At 40.5% G+C, this 14,013-nt stretch carries 16 protein-coding genes; 14 read left to right on the forward strand and 2 right to left on the reverse strand.

Translation table 11 applies throughout. From position 1 onward, the window contains the following. Positions 1-64 precede the first annotated feature (64 nt). Entirely contained in the window at positions 65-1,003 is a 939-nt protein-coding gene (locus NSU15_RS13645) for a GNAT family N-acetyltransferase (RefSeq protein WP_042127252.1), read from the forward strand. 123 nt (positions 1,004-1,126) lie between these two features. Here NSU15_RS13645 and NSU15_RS13650 read toward each other — a convergent pair whose 3' ends face one another. Then, positions 1,127-2,017: a GNAT family N-acetyltransferase gene (locus NSU15_RS13650; RefSeq protein ID WP_042127254.1), complete on the reverse strand. Its 891-nt coding sequence runs from the start codon at positions 2,015-2,017 to the stop codon at positions 1,127-1,129. A gap of 122 nt (positions 2,018-2,139) precedes the next feature. Between NSU15_RS13650 and NSU15_RS13655 the strand changes: the two genes are divergently transcribed. From NSU15_RS13655 to NSU15_RS13705, 11 genes are all read left to right on the forward strand, one after another. After that, positions 2,140-2,709 (forward strand): GNAT family protein, encoded by a 570-nt coding sequence (locus NSU15_RS13655; protein WP_339290840.1) that lies wholly within the window; start codon positions 2,140-2,142, stop codon positions 2,707-2,709. 491 nt (positions 2,710-3,200) lie between these two features. After that, positions 3,201-3,560, forward strand: a complete 360-nt coding sequence (locus NSU15_RS13660) for a helix-turn-helix transcriptional regulator (RefSeq protein ID WP_042127258.1) — start codon at positions 3,201-3,203, stop codon at positions 3,558-3,560. A gap of 93 nt (positions 3,561-3,653) precedes the next feature. Next, on the forward strand, positions 3,654-4,040 hold the full coding sequence (locus NSU15_RS13665; protein ID WP_042127259.1) for a DivIVA domain-containing protein: 387 nt from the start codon (positions 3,654-3,656) through the stop codon (positions 4,038-4,040). 213 nt (positions 4,041-4,253) lie between these two features. After that, positions 4,254-5,126 (forward strand): PRD domain-containing protein, encoded by an 873-nt coding sequence (locus tag NSU15_RS13670; protein WP_042127261.1) that lies wholly within the window; start codon positions 4,254-4,256, stop codon positions 5,124-5,126. A gap of 22 nt (positions 5,127-5,148) precedes the next feature. After that, positions 5,149-5,655, forward strand: coding sequence for a PTS glucose transporter subunit IIA (locus NSU15_RS13675; RefSeq protein WP_339290842.1), 507 nt, complete (start codon positions 5,149-5,151; stop codon positions 5,653-5,655). A gap of 48 nt (positions 5,656-5,703) precedes the next feature. Then, entirely contained in the window at positions 5,704-7,155 is a 1,452-nt protein-coding gene (nagE, locus tag NSU15_RS13680; protein WP_042127265.1) for an N-acetylglucosamine-specific PTS transporter subunit IIBC, read from the forward strand. A gap of 144 nt (positions 7,156-7,299) precedes the next feature. Further along, entirely contained in the window at positions 7,300-7,617 is a 318-nt protein-coding gene (locus NSU15_RS13685) for a hypothetical protein (protein WP_042127267.1), read from the forward strand. 173 nt (positions 7,618-7,790) lie between these two features. Further along, on the forward strand, positions 7,791-8,309 hold the full coding sequence (locus NSU15_RS13690; protein ID WP_042127269.1) for a sigma-70 family RNA polymerase sigma factor: 519 nt from the start codon (positions 7,791-7,793) through the stop codon (positions 8,307-8,309). A gap of 54 nt (positions 8,310-8,363) precedes the next feature. Beyond that, the gene (locus tag NSU15_RS13695; RefSeq protein ID WP_042127271.1) at positions 8,364-9,485 is read left to right on the forward strand and encodes a hypothetical protein; all 1,122 of its coding nucleotides are present in this window, start codon (positions 8,364-8,366) and stop codon (positions 9,483-9,485) included. Continuing rightward, entirely contained in the window at positions 9,482-10,483 is a 1,002-nt protein-coding gene (locus NSU15_RS13700; RefSeq protein ID WP_042127273.1) for an ABC transporter ATP-binding protein, read from the forward strand. Before NSU15_RS13695 ends, NSU15_RS13700 begins: the two co-directional genes overlap by 4 nt. After that, entirely contained in the window at positions 10,480-11,364 is an 885-nt protein-coding gene (locus NSU15_RS13705) for an ABC transporter permease subunit (RefSeq protein ID WP_339290843.1), read from the forward strand. The genes NSU15_RS13700 and NSU15_RS13705 overlap by 4 nt, the downstream gene beginning before the upstream one ends. Positions 11,365-11,454: 90 nt before the next feature. Here the strand turns inward: NSU15_RS13705 and NSU15_RS13710 are convergent, their stop codons facing one another. Then, complete coding sequence (locus tag NSU15_RS13710) at positions 11,455-11,781, reverse strand: helix-turn-helix domain-containing protein (protein WP_042127276.1); 327 nt, start codon at positions 11,779-11,781, stop codon at positions 11,455-11,457. A 194-nt stretch (positions 11,782-11,975) separates the two neighbouring features. Between NSU15_RS13710 and NSU15_RS13715 the strand changes: the two genes are divergently transcribed. Both NSU15_RS13715 and NSU15_RS13720 read left to right on the forward strand, forming a co-directional pair. Next, the gene (locus NSU15_RS13715) at positions 11,976-12,758 is read left to right on the forward strand and encodes a GTP cyclohydrolase II (RefSeq protein ID WP_339290845.1); all 783 of its coding nucleotides are present in this window, start codon (positions 11,976-11,978) and stop codon (positions 12,756-12,758) included. A gap of 78 nt (positions 12,759-12,836) precedes the next feature. Beyond that, positions 12,837-13,892: an ABC transporter ATP-binding protein gene (locus tag NSU15_RS13720; RefSeq protein WP_042127279.1), complete on the forward strand. Its 1,056-nt coding sequence runs from the start codon at positions 12,837-12,839 to the stop codon at positions 13,890-13,892. Positions 13,893-14,013: the final 121 nt, after the last annotated feature.

Here is a 14,013-nt window from a genome sequence, read left to right on the forward strand (position 1 = left end):
ATTTACTTTGAGTCGTGATACTATGGAAGATAGAAGGTGAAGAAGCAGCGAGGAGGAATCGTACATGCAATTAAAGGGATGGTCTGAGGACGAAATATCCTATGAGTTAAGTAATGATTATTCTATACGTAAGGCTGAAACTGATGAATGGGGAATTTACTGTTCCATTTATTATAATATCCAATATATTGGTTTTTTTAGAGAGGAAGGGTTTGATTCTACCCAAAGAAATGCTTTCTGGATCTTTAAAGGTGAGTCGAAAATAGGTGGTGTAAGGATGGATCCTAATCGGATTTATCATTTATTTGTTATTCCACCGTTTAACGATACATTTATGGTGCTGAAACTACTAAAAAAGCTTTTGATATATTGGTCAGATCGAACTAAGCCGATAAAAACCTTTGAGGTTCTACCGGATCAAGTGAATTTATTTGCGCGGGCAGGGTTTTGGCCTGATGAGTTCAGATGTCGCTGGATGCAGCGTCCTACAGATCATTTCGAGGTGGAATGGAACGAAGAATTTAGGATTGAAAGTCCACAGATCGAAGATGATGAGATGGGGGCTAAACGATTTGTTCTTGAAGAACAAATTGCCGAATGCAACTATGCTAGCTTTGCCGGAAGTTTAGAAGCAACCAGAAGAAAGAAATTCTCCTATGAAGATTTTGTACCTAGTGAAGAACCTAATTATACAAATGAAGCATTACTTACGGCGTCAACTCTTGTGTATGATCAGAGATCGGGACAGTTAATTGCAAATTGTCTCTTGGGATTACAAGGAGATTACGCTGCAGTTTACAGCATTGGTGTAATACCCGATTTTAGAGGTAAAGGGTTAGCGACACTCATGTTGAAAAGAGGACTTCATCTCCTTAAAGATAAGTATCCACTCCTAAGATTATATGTCATGGAAGGGAATGACGCAGAGTCTGTTTATACCAATCTAGGATTTGTTCCAGGTGTGCAAGAGATACAGAGTATGTATATTCCTGTGAATGATTAAAATATCCCAGTATTAGTGGATTTTTGCTTCGATGCGTACTTATGTACTTTGTGAGTATCCAAAATATATACTTTCTGCTACGTTAAAAAAAGGGCTGCCGAATGGCAGCCTTCTTCATCCTATCTAGGCATGTGAGGTTATGGGAAACATGAAATGTTTAGGTAGTTCTTTTAAAAGTGGACGCATAAATAACGTATCCTCACTCTGGGGAATTAATTCTGTCTCCAAGTGATCTATTGCACAATCTGGTGTGAAATAAAAATGGATAACCTCAGTTTCAGGAGATATAATGCTATGCAATATGGCGTTGATATCTATACTTGTAGTGCTTAAGATATCAAAAATATGAAGCTGCTGATCCTCATGTCTAAAGATCACTACAACGTCAGCCTCTTCGATATAATAAAAGGAATCATGGAAAGGGAGGATAAAATAAAACAGCAGCTGATGTTTATTCTCTATCACACTGAGTATAGAGGAAACAGGTATTCTTTCTTCTGCGAATTGTTTTAACAAGGTAAAATCATCGGAGTTATTCATAGATAAGCGACGCATAGAGTGGGTTTTAGACGTTTGATTTCTAAAATAAGCAGCCTTTATCGAAAAGCTACTTTCTTGCATACGTTCAAATCCGAATTTAGGATAAAAGTCCAAGGCGCTGTCATTTGCAAATAAGTAAATGAAGTCATATTCATGCTCGTATTTAGCAATAATATGATCTATTAATTTTCTGGATAGTCCTTGCATGCGATAGTCAGGGTGTGTCATTACGGTGCCAATTTGAATGGCTTGATATTCTGTTTGATTTAAAACAATTGTCATTATATTTATGGACGCATTTGCTATCACCTGATCCTGATCAATAAAGGAATAACAAATATATTTGTCATTCCAGCCCCTATGTTCAATCCAAGGTGTAAAATCGATTCCAAAGATCATTTTGGCTAGAGTATTGAAGCTTTCTCTATATTTTTGGTTATGTTTATAATCACTGATCAATGGGTAATCGCTCATAAGTTAACCTCTTTTACAATGTATTATTTCATAGTTATGTTTATTGGTTATATTTTACTACACTGTTATAAAGTAATGTTTATTTAAAATAAACATTACCGATATTATTTGGAGGCTAGAGTATGAGAGAAATAGATTACAGTAATTATTATTGGAAAGACGAGAAAATTAGATTGCGATCTATTCAAGAAGGGGATTGGGAAGGTTATTACACGAATCGTTTCGACACTCCAGCGAGGCGACTCTTACAGTGTGCTGTTGAATTACCGCCCACAATTGCCGAAGCCAAAAATTTTGCAGAGACTTATGCTGAATTCTCATCTAATAGACTAATGTTTACGATCGAAGATTTGCATGGCGAGAATGTAGGAGGAGTAAATCTTAATAGCATTGACGAGAAAAATGGTACGTTCAGTATTGGCGTGCAAGTGGATAAAGATCATCGAGGTAAAGGATATGGAACGAGAGCTATAACGATCCTCTTAAAGTATGCTTTTTTCGAACGACGACTAAATAAATTCAATGAATGTGCGCTGGAAGGCAATGAAGGTTCTATAGCGATGTTAAAGAAAGTCGGCTGCGTTCAAGAGGGCGTGCGGCGGAAGGTCATTTACACGAATGGACGATATTATGATTTGATTTTATTTGGATTAACGAAGGATGAGTTTATGGAGAGGAACGGCATGGAATAGAGAGTTTAGACTCTAGTATTGTCTATAGGTAAAGTTAACATATAGACAATGAACTTGGCCAGATGATGTCTGTCTCGATCAAATGCTTAAGCTTTCGGACTCAGACGGCGTTATTTCTGCATTATTAGCTATTTGAACGTTATTTCGGACTCCAGTACAGCTATTCTATAAGAATAGCTGTATTTTTTTTGTTTTTTATGCCAATAGCGTCTGTAGGGTCCGTTGACAATCCAAATGTGGGGAAATGGAGCGCATAGTTAAAAATTCTGTACTTTCATCATATGAAAAATTCACAATAGAAAATCAAAAATATCAGCTCTATCTAGTAACTTCCAAAGCAACCATCATTCATCGCTACTAAAATTCTATACCAATCGGAAAAAGTGAACCCACTACCACATTTCAGGTTGTGAAAGTTGGAAAATAGTGCTTATACTAGAGTTATAGCAGGTAAGATTAGCCAATATCAATACAACATGAGGAGGGTTAATATGGCGTTTATGATTGCTCAACGGGCTTTTATCAAGGTGTATCTTATCACAATGGTAGAACAACACCGCGGTTATGGATATCAAATGCTTGAGGATTTACGTCGAGATTTCAAGGCACATGGATATTCCCCCCCACAAAGCGAAATCTATCGTGCCCTGCATGAGCTGGTACAGCAAGGAATTTTATATCGTACTAAACAGCTAAAAGGGAATGATCCGAAGGTGGATTTTCAAGAAATCGTCTTATATCATTTTACTTCTGATGGAGAAGAGAAAGCTAAGCTATATAAGAAGCAGGTGAAGACAGATCTTGATCGCTGTCTAGGTATTTTGAACAAGGCGGTTGCGGATAACTTCTAGAACTGGAACTATAGTTATATTTTCAGGATGCTCTTACCCTGTTATAATGGTTACTGCCGGATCATTGCAGTAAATACTTGGAGGTAACAAATGATGGATGAACATATGAAACGTCGATTGGACAAACAACGCAAGCTCTTCAGCCAACTTGGCATCACTCTTGATGCTCTAACCATACATGAAAAAGAATTCAGTATGAAGCTTCGTGGTTACGATGCGGAAGAAGTAGATACTTTTCTAGATAGCGTAATCAAAGATTATGAGCGTTTTTATGCGACAATCGCTGATCTGATGGATAAATGGCAAGAGCAACAACTGGAGATGCGCGAATTAAAGTCAGAAACCAAAGCTACTGAAGTCATTCAAGTTCCTGTACTTCGAGGCATCGATCCAAAGGAATTAGAAGAAGTCATTTTAAGATTGGAAACCAATGTCCGTCAGCTTAAAGATAAGCTTCCCCAAATCGAAAGCTATTTATAAGTCATGAATTTTGATCACAGGTGCTCCGCTTGACATTTATAAATTTATCATTGACGAGTTAGCAGTTCATGATTTATGATATGTTCATAAATGATCATTTATATTTCAGTGGCGTGTTACCGTTAAGGGCATGAGCCAAGAATTGTCTTCATCTTCACGAGACATTTCTTGGCTTTTTTTGTTCCTAATTGACGATAATATGGGAAAGGAGTGATGAGCTTGTCGCGGGAGATCGAGCAATTTCAAGTACAGCGTGTGATTGGGAACAACGTTGTAATGGTTCAGGGAAGCAAGAACGGCAAGGAATATGTCATCATTGGCAAAGGCATTGGTTTTGCTGTGAAAGGTTCAGGGGTGATTGAAGGGAACGATCCTCGTATTGAGAAATTGTTTCGTCTAGAAGACCGCGAAGCCTGGAGCCAGTATCAAATATTGCTGGAAGACATAGATCCCAAAGTGATGAGAATAACTGATGAAATAATTGCTGATATCCAAAGTCAATTTCCTGACAAATTAAACGACAAGATTTATCTGGCACTCCCGAGCCATATTCAGTTCACCATTTACCGTCTGCGCAACGGGATGGATATTATTAATCCTTTTTTACAAGAAACTAAGATGTCTTTTCCGAAGGAATTTGATATCGCTTACAAGGCATCAGAGAAAATCAATGCTGAATTTCAGGTGCAAATTCCCGAAGACGAGGTTGGATTCCTTACTTATCATGTGTACTCCGCGGTTAGTAATGTATCGGTGGGTCAGTTAGTAAAAGCATCCAATATTGTGAGTGAACTTTTAGACATGATTCAGCAAGAACGTAATATAACTTTTGAACATGGAAGTATGAACCATATTCGGTTAATGATCCATTTACGGTTTTCGCTGGAACGTATTTTGAAAGGATCACTAATAGATAATCCTTTTGTGAAACATATTAAGAAGGAATATAAAGAGGAATACAAGTTATCTCAAAAGCTCGGGAAAGTGATGCAAAGATCACTTGGAGTAGAAATTCCAGAAGAAGAGCTATGTTTCCTGGCGATGCATCTACATCGATTATTTCAAACCTTAGTGAAACAAAATTAACATCTTTAGAGGAGTGGAGCATATGTTTTCCAAATGGAAATCAAAAAAAGAAGAGAAACCTACTGGACATACAATTGAAATCATGGCACCAATCAGCGGAGAAGCCGTTTCATTATCAGAAGTTCCTGATGAAACCTTTGCTGGTGGTCATATGGGGAGCGGTATTGCAATCAGACCTTCCGAAGGGATCTTAAAAGCTCCTTTTGATGGCACGGTTGCTCATATCGTGAAATCAAGTCATGCAGTTATTTTGGAACATTCCTCCGGTGTGCAATTGTTGTTACATATCGGAATCGATACTGTCAGCCTTAAGGGCAACGGATTTGTCAGTCATATTTCCTCTGGAGATCAAGTGAAGGCAGGTCAAACCCTAATCGAATTTGATCTGGATGTAATTCGCGCAGCAGGTTGTGACACAATTTCGCCTGTAATCGTGACTAGTACGGAAGAAACACCACCTAAAGTGAACGGACATTATGGTCAGGTTACAGCTGGACAGGATCTGGTTCTTACAGTGGCTTCAAAGTAATAAGCGAATAAAGCATTTCTACTATTGAATCGAAAGGATGATTTTGTTATGTTGGCTTTTCTACAAAAACTAGGTAAGTCGCTTATGCTTCCAGTTGCTACTATGCCCGCGGCAGCTATTCTTCAAGGGTTTGGTTTGCTTAACTATGAAAAAGATTTGCATCTAGGAGCCACGGTAGGGGGATTCTTGAACCAATATTTTGCTCCATTCCTAAATGCCGGTGCAAATGCAATCTTCGGAAATCTTGCTTTGATCTTTGCGGTAGGGGTCGCAATTGGATTCGCTAAGGATGCCGTTGCTGCCTTGTCAGCAGTAATTGCATACATGGTGTTAACTAAGATTCTGGCTGTTGTACCTCTTCAGTTCTCCTTCATCAATGATGATGTAGTATTGAATATGGGTGTGCTCGGAGGTATATTTGCCGGTGCATGGGCAGCATTCCTATATAAGAAATATCACAATATCAAGATGCCAGATTGGCTTGGGTTCTTTGCAGGTAAACGATTTGTTCCGATCATTACGGCAGCATCCACGATGGTCCTTGCAGTATTAATTGGGATGATCTGGAGCCCTATACAAGATGTAATTAGTGATTTCGGAAACTGGGTTGTGTCCTTGGGAGCAGTTGGAGCTTTCATCTTCGGTACAGCTAACCGCTTATTGATTCCGATCGGACTTCACCACGTACTGAATACGATTGCTTGGTTCCAAATTGGTGACTTTACAAATGCAGCAGGCGAATTGGTACACGGTGACTTATACCGCTTCTTCGCTGGAGATAAAACGGCTGGGATGTTTATGACTGGATTCTTCCCAATCATGATGTTTGCGCTTCCAGGTGCAGCTCTTGCATTTATTCATACCGCTAAACCAGAAAAACGTAAAATGGTTGCTTCCATCTTTATCGGTTCTGCCATTGCTTCTTTCTTAACAGGGATTACAGAACCACTTGAGTTCTCCTTTATGTTCTTGGCACCACTATTGTACTTGGTGCATGCTTTGTTAACAGGTTTCTCCATGGCTTTAATGTACATTCTAGATGTTAAGCTTGGTTTCGGTTTCTCTGCAGGTTTGATCGATTACCTAGTGAACATGAAGCTATCCACCAATGCATGGGTTCTTATCCCTGTAGGTCTTGCCTTCTTCGTTCTGTACTATGTGTTGTTCCGTTTTATCATCACGAAGTTCAAGCTTAAGACGCCTGGTCGAGAAGATGATGATGATGCGCTTGCACCAACTGGCGGTAACGCAACAGGTTCAGCTGTTTCTTCCAAGGCTGCTCAAATTCTTGAGCACATTGGTGGACCTTCAAATATCGAGAATATCGATGCTTGTATTACACGCCTTCGTCTGATCGTTAAAGACGAGAAAGCAGTTAAAGATTCCGCGCTGAAGCAACTCGGTGCTTCTGGGGTCATGAGACTTGGTCAAGGTGCTGTACAAATTGTATTTGGTCCGAAATCGGAGCAATACAAAGAGGAAATCGAGAAGTTACTATAACTTAACGTACTCCGTTTAAAATTATTAGCAAGGGCTAGTCCGCATACTAGCCCTTGTTTTTTTGTGTATAGAGGGATAAAATGTTGCAATATACACAATACCTAGTATAATACTTGGTATAAACATACAAAGGAGTCGGTACATATGTCAGTCGACGATTATCTGGACCTTTTAAATTATGCCAAAGCAATTAACGATGGACAGTGGCAGGCTGACATCATAGAGAGTTTAAAGAATCTAAACACTGTATCGGAAGAACCCCAGGTTCAAGAAGAAAGTGTGATAGAATTATGGTCGCAGTTTGATTCCGTTAACATATTGATCATGAAGTTGTTTGAGAAGCTGCGCAAGAATGAAGATTCAGATGAAGTGTTACATTGGAATGAGCAGCTACTGGAGCTTAAGCTGGAGCGGAGTATTTTGTCTAAGAAAATCCTTAACCGGTATATTCGAATTCGATAATTGAGATCACAATAAATAGGTAAGACTAATAATGAAGACAGTAACCTTGTTAATTAGGGGCTGTCTTTTTGCTTGTCTTGAGATAGGTTATGATAATTATGAAGAATTCTGATACAAAAATGCACTGACAGTCGTCTTACTTATAGCTGCAGCTGATAAGGAGGATTTACACGATGGAAATTCCGGAATCTGAAATTTTTAAAGCAATATTTTACGAACATTATCCTGTTGTCCGACGTAAGCTTGCCGCTTTGGTACGCGATGAATCGGCAGCGGATGATTTGGCTCAAGAAGTTTTTCTAAGATTGTACCGTAATCCACCAGATGATCCAGCAGCGCTGGGTGCCTGGCTTCATAGAGTCCTTACCCGTATTGGATATGATTATCTGGACAAAAAAGCGAGGGAACGGCGATTGCAGAATAAACAAGAGCAGCTATATGATGCTAGTGAATCTCCGCCTTCAGGTGAAGAAATCATTCTAAGTAAGCTAGATCAGGAGGATGTACATGTCTGGCTGAATGAATTGCCTGAAAGAGACAGACAGGCGCTTCTCCTACGCTACTCAGGGTACAGCTACGTGGAAATCGCGGGAGAGCTTGGAGTAAGGCCTCCAGTAGTAGGAACCTTGCTCCACCGAGCGACAGAGAAATTAAGACAGAATGCAACGAAGGCGATACCCCAGACAAAGTAGACATTACTCAAAGTGCAGCTACGAAGTAATCTTTTTAATTCAGGAGGTACACTAATGAATAACTATTCAGGAAAGCAAGATAAAGATAAGCAAAGTACAGATGAAGCCTGGGCGAAGCTGCAGAGCAAGTTAGAGAAAGAGCCTTATAATCCTCAATGGGCAAAATGGAGTCAAAATACAGAGACTAATACTGAGGATCCTATTTACTTTAGTCAGCCAGCAAATGTAGAGAGTGTTAACTCAGAGCCAGCACCAACAGTAGAGCAGGACTTACTTGTAGCTACCCATGATAAGCAAGTAAAACGCCCGCGTCGACTGCGTATGAACCGTCGTCGGAAGTTGGGAGCAGTTTTAGCAAGTGTGGCTGTTTTTGCTGTAATACTCGCGACTCCGATAGGAAATACAGCAATGGCATCCATTCTGAATCAGTTCCGTATGGAACAGGTTACGGTTGTACACGAGAATGATCTTCGAAATATTTTCACACAAGTAGCTGAAGACGGTGAGCTTAATCGATCAATTAATCAATTCGGTGAGTTTACCAACACTAACGGTGCTTATATTGGTGAGCTGCCTGCGGATCAACTGAAAGCTACCGTAGGCTATCCAGCGAAAATCGCTGCTTTAGGGGAAGGGCGTAATACAGTTACGGTGGGTGCTTCACAGGATATCACGCTTAATCTGAAAGTTGACGAAGTGAACAAAGCCTTGAAAAAAATCGGGGCAGAACATCTGCTGCCTGAATCGATTGACGGTAAACCAATTACACTTCATATTCCGGAAATTGTGAATTACAATCTCTCATCTGATGAAACGCATTGGGCAAGTCTGTCGCAGATGAATGCGCCTGTACTTAACGTTGATCCTTCTATTAAAGTGGAAGAAGCTTTGGAAGCTGTAGTGAATTTCCCACTGTTGCCGGATTACTTGAAGACTAGCTTAATGCAGAGCAGGGTCTTATCCGGGGAAATCCCAATGCCGTTAATCGCTGGAGAAAATACGGAGCAAATAACTGTGGGTGATACTTTAGTTATTGTTGATAATTATGAATACAGCCGCGGTCCTGTATATCAAGCTACATGGATTCAGGATGGGCAGCTATTCAATTTGTCAGGTGAGATCTATTCGAGTAAAGAGAAGCTTATGACCAAGGTTCAGGAGTTGATTGAATCATGAGTACTGCAGCAATTGAAGCTAAGTCCCTAACCAAGGAATTTGATAACGGGCGCGGTTGTCGAGATGTAAGTATTAGTGTAGGGAAAGGGGAAGCCTTTGGCTTCCTCGGCCCTAATGGTGCAGGTAAAAGCACCTTTGTGAAAATGCTAGTAGGACTTATTCATCCATCAAGCGGTAGTGGGAGCCTATTCGGGCATAAGATTGGTTCCTTGGGAGCAAAAGCACTTATCGGCTATTTGCCAGAATTGTATCGTTATCAGGAATGGCTGACGGGTGAGGAGGTTGTGAGGCTGCATGCAAGATTATGCGGAATGCAACGGTCTGTAGCAGATAAGAGGATTCCACAACTACTGGATGAGGTTGGAATTGGTAAGCGTGGACGAGATCGAGTAAAGCATTATTCTAAGGGAATGCAGCAAAGATTGGGGTTGGCTTGTGCACTTATAAATGAACCGGCTATTGTTTTTTTGGATGAGCCCTCATCGGCACTAGATCCAATTGGACGTCAGGAAGTCCGGCGTATATTACAGAACCTAAAAGAAAAAGGAGTTACGATATTTCTAAACTCTCATTTGTTAGAGGATGTTGAAGTACTTTGTGACCGAATGGCGTTACTGAATAATGGGGTTATTCTCCGGCATGGCAAAGTGTCCGAGATGCTGAACAAGCGTATGAGCTGGCATTTTAAAGTAGGCGGCTATGCGCCTATTTTATTGTCATGGCTAAATGAGAACACAGGCTTGCAGATTCGGGTGTCTTCCCATACCGAAGAAAAGTTGATAAACGGGTTAGAAAATCTGCAATCTCTGCAATCGATAGACAGAAGTACGGTTTGGTTGGAGGCAGAGCTGGAAAGTGAAGAGCAGGTGGGGTGGTTAAATACATTAATTGTAGAACAAGGGATGACTTTATATGAAGTTTCACGCAAGAAAGAACGTCTGGAAGAGTGGTTTATGGATGCTGTATCCGGACTAAGCCACAGAGGTGAACAGGAATGAGAATTATAATGGGGATGACCTGGAAGGAATTGCTGCGTAAAAGAGTAATGGTGCTGACATTACTAATGACCGTGGTCTTTCTTATTGGGTTTTGGTTTATTGCGGGTACAATCGGACAAAGTACTATGTCTCAAGGATCGAGTATTCCTACTGGAGAAGAACTCCTTATGCGTTTTACTAATGGTTTATTTATTTTATCGTTTGGATTTTTTTTCGGGGCCTTTGTAATTGCTTTTTTAGCAATATTTAGTTCATTCTCCGCCATTTCAGGTGAGGCAGAGCAGGGTGTGATGCAAGCCTTGCTTCCAAGACCCATTCCACGCTGGAAATGGTATGCCGGTCGCTGGCTTGGTTATGTAACATTGGGGATAGGGTATGCGCTTATTTTATTTATTTCTATATTGCTAATTACTCAAGTCCATGCCGCAATTCCGAGAGATGGATTAGCGCTATTCAAATCTTTCCTGCTCTTTGCCTCTATCGTACCGTTGCTGATAACTATTTCTATGCTGGGTTCAGGATTCTTTTCGGCACTTGGGAATGGGGTATTTATGACTATGCTTTATGGTGCTGGATGGCTAGGAGGAATGATTGACAAGGTAAGCAGTTCTTTACTATCTGAGCCTACAGCGCTTAGCACTTTAAATAATATGACAGGTATAATGTCGTTACTAATGCCTGTAGATGGATTACAGCGTAGAATGACTGCTGAATTATTTAGCATTAACGAAATGAGCGGGATGTTTAATGGTTCCAGTAGTTCATTTGGGTTAGTAAATTTCGCCTCAGTCCCATCCAATACATTTATCGTATATGCGATCTTCTATACGCTACTGGCATTCTTAATCGGATTGTATCGTTTTCAACGGAAGGATTTATAGCAGTTCAATAATACATTGAAGAACTTAAAATGCCCTTTTTGTTGCCGAATTTACGGAACAAAAAGGGCTCTTCAAGTTAGTGGAGACCGATTAATTTGTAACACCAAGCTCAATCCAGTCTGTAGACCAATTTCCAATTTCACCAAGTATAGGAGCCAACGCGGTACCTTTTGGAGTAAGGGAGTACTCAATGCGTACGGGCATTTCTGGATATACGGTTCGCTCAATAATACCTTCGATTTCCATTTCTTTTAATCGGTCAGATAACACTTTACCACTTAGATTAGACAGACAGCTTTCAATTTCGCCAAAACGACGTGGACCTGGCATAAGCACGAAAACGATCAGCGCGACCCAACGTTTACTTAGCAAGTCTACCGCTTTTTCAAAGCGAGGACACATGTTGAAATCATTCATAATATCACCTCAACATTCATTATATCATAAACTTACATAAAGTAATTATAAATATTTAAAGATATATTATAACTTGACGAAGTTATATTACAATGATAAACTTACTTACAAATAGTTACTTATATTTTAACTAATATTCGATCCTTATGTATAGCTACAGCTATACTAGATGAACATTGAGGAAGGTGTTACACATGACAAAACCAGATATTATTTCAATCCTACAAAATAAAATTACTCGTATTCCTTTAGCAAACAGTACAAATATATTGGTTGGACCGATTACTTTACCTGTGAATTTAGACGGAGAGACTGTTACTTTTAAATGGTACAACTGGTTGAACACTACAGATGCAGAGCTTCTTAAAGGAGACAGCAATGAAGCAACCGCCGCTTTGATTTCCAAGTTACCATCCATGAGCCTTGCAGATGGACAACAATCCAGTGTGTTAGTATATGGTGATTTCGAGGGTTCCGATGAAGCTCTAATTCGGATGCACAGCATTTGCCATACCGGAGATATTTTTGGCAGTAAACGTTGTGATTGTGGCTTCCAGTTGCATCAGTCCATGAAAATGATCGTAGAGCATGGCTCAGGTGCGTTATTTTATCTGGCTAACCATGAAGGCAGAGGCATTGGACTGTTCAGTAAATCTTTAGCGTATCTTTTACAAGAAGAAGGATACGATACAGTTGAGGCTAATTTGGAGTTGGGTTTTGTTGATGATTCTAGAAATTATGAAGAAGCGATTAGTGTTCTACAACATCTTCGTCATAAACCAGTCACACTAATTACGAACAATCCGAAGAAACTGGAAGCTCTTAAGGCAGCTGGAATGAACGCTGTGAAAAGAGTAGCGCTATGGGGAGATGTATCTTCGTTTAATGAGAAATACTTGCGTACCAAAGTGGCTCGTTCAGGACATCTAGAGGCAGTAAAAGATACAAATCCAATCGTAGGAAGACTGGCTAAGTAAAAATTGAGGTAGTGCTTTTGGACTTCTTCTATTATAATGGGTTACTGGAACCCAACTTTAAGCTTAGTGAGGTACAATATGACTGCTATTCAAGTACAAGACTTACGTAAAACATTTAAAGTGCAAAAAAACCGCGAAGGTCTCAAAGGGGCCTTCGCTGATTTGTTTAAAAGGGAGTATACGGAAGTAACTGCGGTGAAGGATATATCCTTTTCCATTCCCGAAGGTGAGATTTGTGGTTATATCGGTGAGAACGGTGCTGGAAAATCAACTACGATCAAGATGCTCACGGGTATTCTCGTACCCACTTCAGGAAATCTTTCGGTGGGTGGTTATGTTCCTTATTTGGAGCGCGAGAAATTCGTGAAGAATATCGGTGTGGTGTTTGGGCAACGCAGCCAGCTATGGTGGGACATTGGGGTCATTGAATCCTTCCAGCTGCTGCGCAAGGTATACCGGGTATCTGAACAAGACTTCAAGAAACGGCTTGATGAATTGGTCGAACGCTTGCAGCTGCAAGAACTACTGAATCGTCCCGTTCGTAAGCTTAGTCTCGGTCAGCGGATGCGTTGTGAATTAGTAGCAGCATTGCTTCATAATCCGTCGATTGTATTTCTGGATGAACCGACCATTGGCTTAGATATTGTGGTGAAATCAGAGATCCGTGAATTTCTTAAAGATATGAACCGTGAGCATGGGACAACCATCCTGCTGACTACACATGATTTGCAAGACATTGAAGCCCTGTGTTCGCGGGTGATTATGCTTGATGATGGCCGTATCATTTATGACGGAGGACTGGAAGACCTGAAGCAACGTTGGGGAACCGGACGTGAAGTTCAATTTCAATTCGGGAATGCAACGAAACGGCAGCTGCTTGAGCTTTGGACTGAAGGGATGCCGGTTACTTGGTCTGCAGAGAACGATCTTGGAGCATCGGTTTGGATACCGCTGGATATAAATGTTTCCGATGTTTTGGGACGGGTAGTAGGGAAAGCTGACATTACTGATATCAAAATTATTGAGACGAATACGGACGATATTGTTCGCAGTATTTATCAATCCGGGTCTGCGGATAAACCAGAGAAACAAGCTGCCGCTCTGAAGGATGAAAGAGAGGCTTTACATGTCTGATAAGCTTAATGCTGCAACAGCTATGTCTTCTTCCTCAGGAGGTTCGTCTTCAGGTGGTCCTCCAGAGAATAGTCGGAGATTACTATTTGGGGCGTACATTGATTTTATACGCATCCGGTTC

It is taken from the genome of Paenibacillus sp. FSL E2-0201, assembly GCF_037963325.1.
Classification (GTDB): domain Bacteria; phylum Bacillota; class Bacilli; order Paenibacillales; family Paenibacillaceae; genus Paenibacillus_AQ.

Excerpts from the sequence above, each read along its gene's own strand:
- NSU15_RS13645 (WP_042127252.1), top strand. The coding sequence starts at position 65 with ATGCAATTAAAGGGATGGTCTGAGGACGAAATATCCTATGAGTTAAGT.
- NSU15_RS13650 (WP_042127254.1), bottom strand. The coding sequence starts at position 2,017 with ATGAGCGATTACCCATTGATCAGTGATTATAAACATAACCAAAAATAT.
- NSU15_RS13655 (WP_339290840.1), top strand. The coding sequence starts at position 2,140 with ATGAGAGAAATAGATTACAGTAATTATTATTGGAAAGACGAGAAAATT.
- NSU15_RS13660 (WP_042127258.1), top strand. The coding sequence starts at position 3,201 with ATGGCGTTTATGATTGCTCAACGGGCTTTTATCAAGGTGTATCTTATC.
- NSU15_RS13665 (WP_042127259.1), top strand. The coding sequence starts at position 3,654 with ATGGATGAACATATGAAACGTCGATTGGACAAACAACGCAAGCTCTTC.
- NSU15_RS13670 (WP_042127261.1), top strand. The coding sequence starts at position 4,254 with ATGAGCTTGTCGCGGGAGATCGAGCAATTTCAAGTACAGCGTGTGATT.
- NSU15_RS13675 (WP_339290842.1), top strand. The coding sequence starts at position 5,149 with ATGTTTTCCAAATGGAAATCAAAAAAAGAAGAGAAACCTACTGGACAT.
- nagE (WP_042127265.1), top strand. The coding sequence starts at position 5,704 with ATGTTGGCTTTTCTACAAAAACTAGGTAAGTCGCTTATGCTTCCAGTT.
- NSU15_RS13685 (WP_042127267.1), top strand. The coding sequence starts at position 7,300 with ATGTCAGTCGACGATTATCTGGACCTTTTAAATTATGCCAAAGCAATT.
- NSU15_RS13690 (WP_042127269.1), top strand. The coding sequence starts at position 7,791 with ATGGAAATTCCGGAATCTGAAATTTTTAAAGCAATATTTTACGAACAT.
- NSU15_RS13695 (WP_042127271.1), top strand. The coding sequence starts at position 8,364 with ATGAATAACTATTCAGGAAAGCAAGATAAAGATAAGCAAAGTACAGAT.
- NSU15_RS13700 (WP_042127273.1), top strand. The coding sequence starts at position 9,482 with ATGAGTACTGCAGCAATTGAAGCTAAGTCCCTAACCAAGGAATTTGAT.
- NSU15_RS13705 (WP_339290843.1), top strand. The coding sequence starts at position 10,480 with ATGAGAATTATAATGGGGATGACCTGGAAGGAATTGCTGCGTAAAAGA.
- NSU15_RS13710 (WP_042127276.1), bottom strand. The coding sequence starts at position 11,781 with ATGAATGATTTCAACATGTGTCCTCGCTTTGAAAAAGCGGTAGACTTG.
- NSU15_RS13715 (WP_339290845.1), top strand. The coding sequence starts at position 11,976 with ATGACAAAACCAGATATTATTTCAATCCTACAAAATAAAATTACTCGT.
- NSU15_RS13720 (WP_042127279.1), top strand. The coding sequence starts at position 12,837 with ATGACTGCTATTCAAGTACAAGACTTACGTAAAACATTTAAAGTGCAA.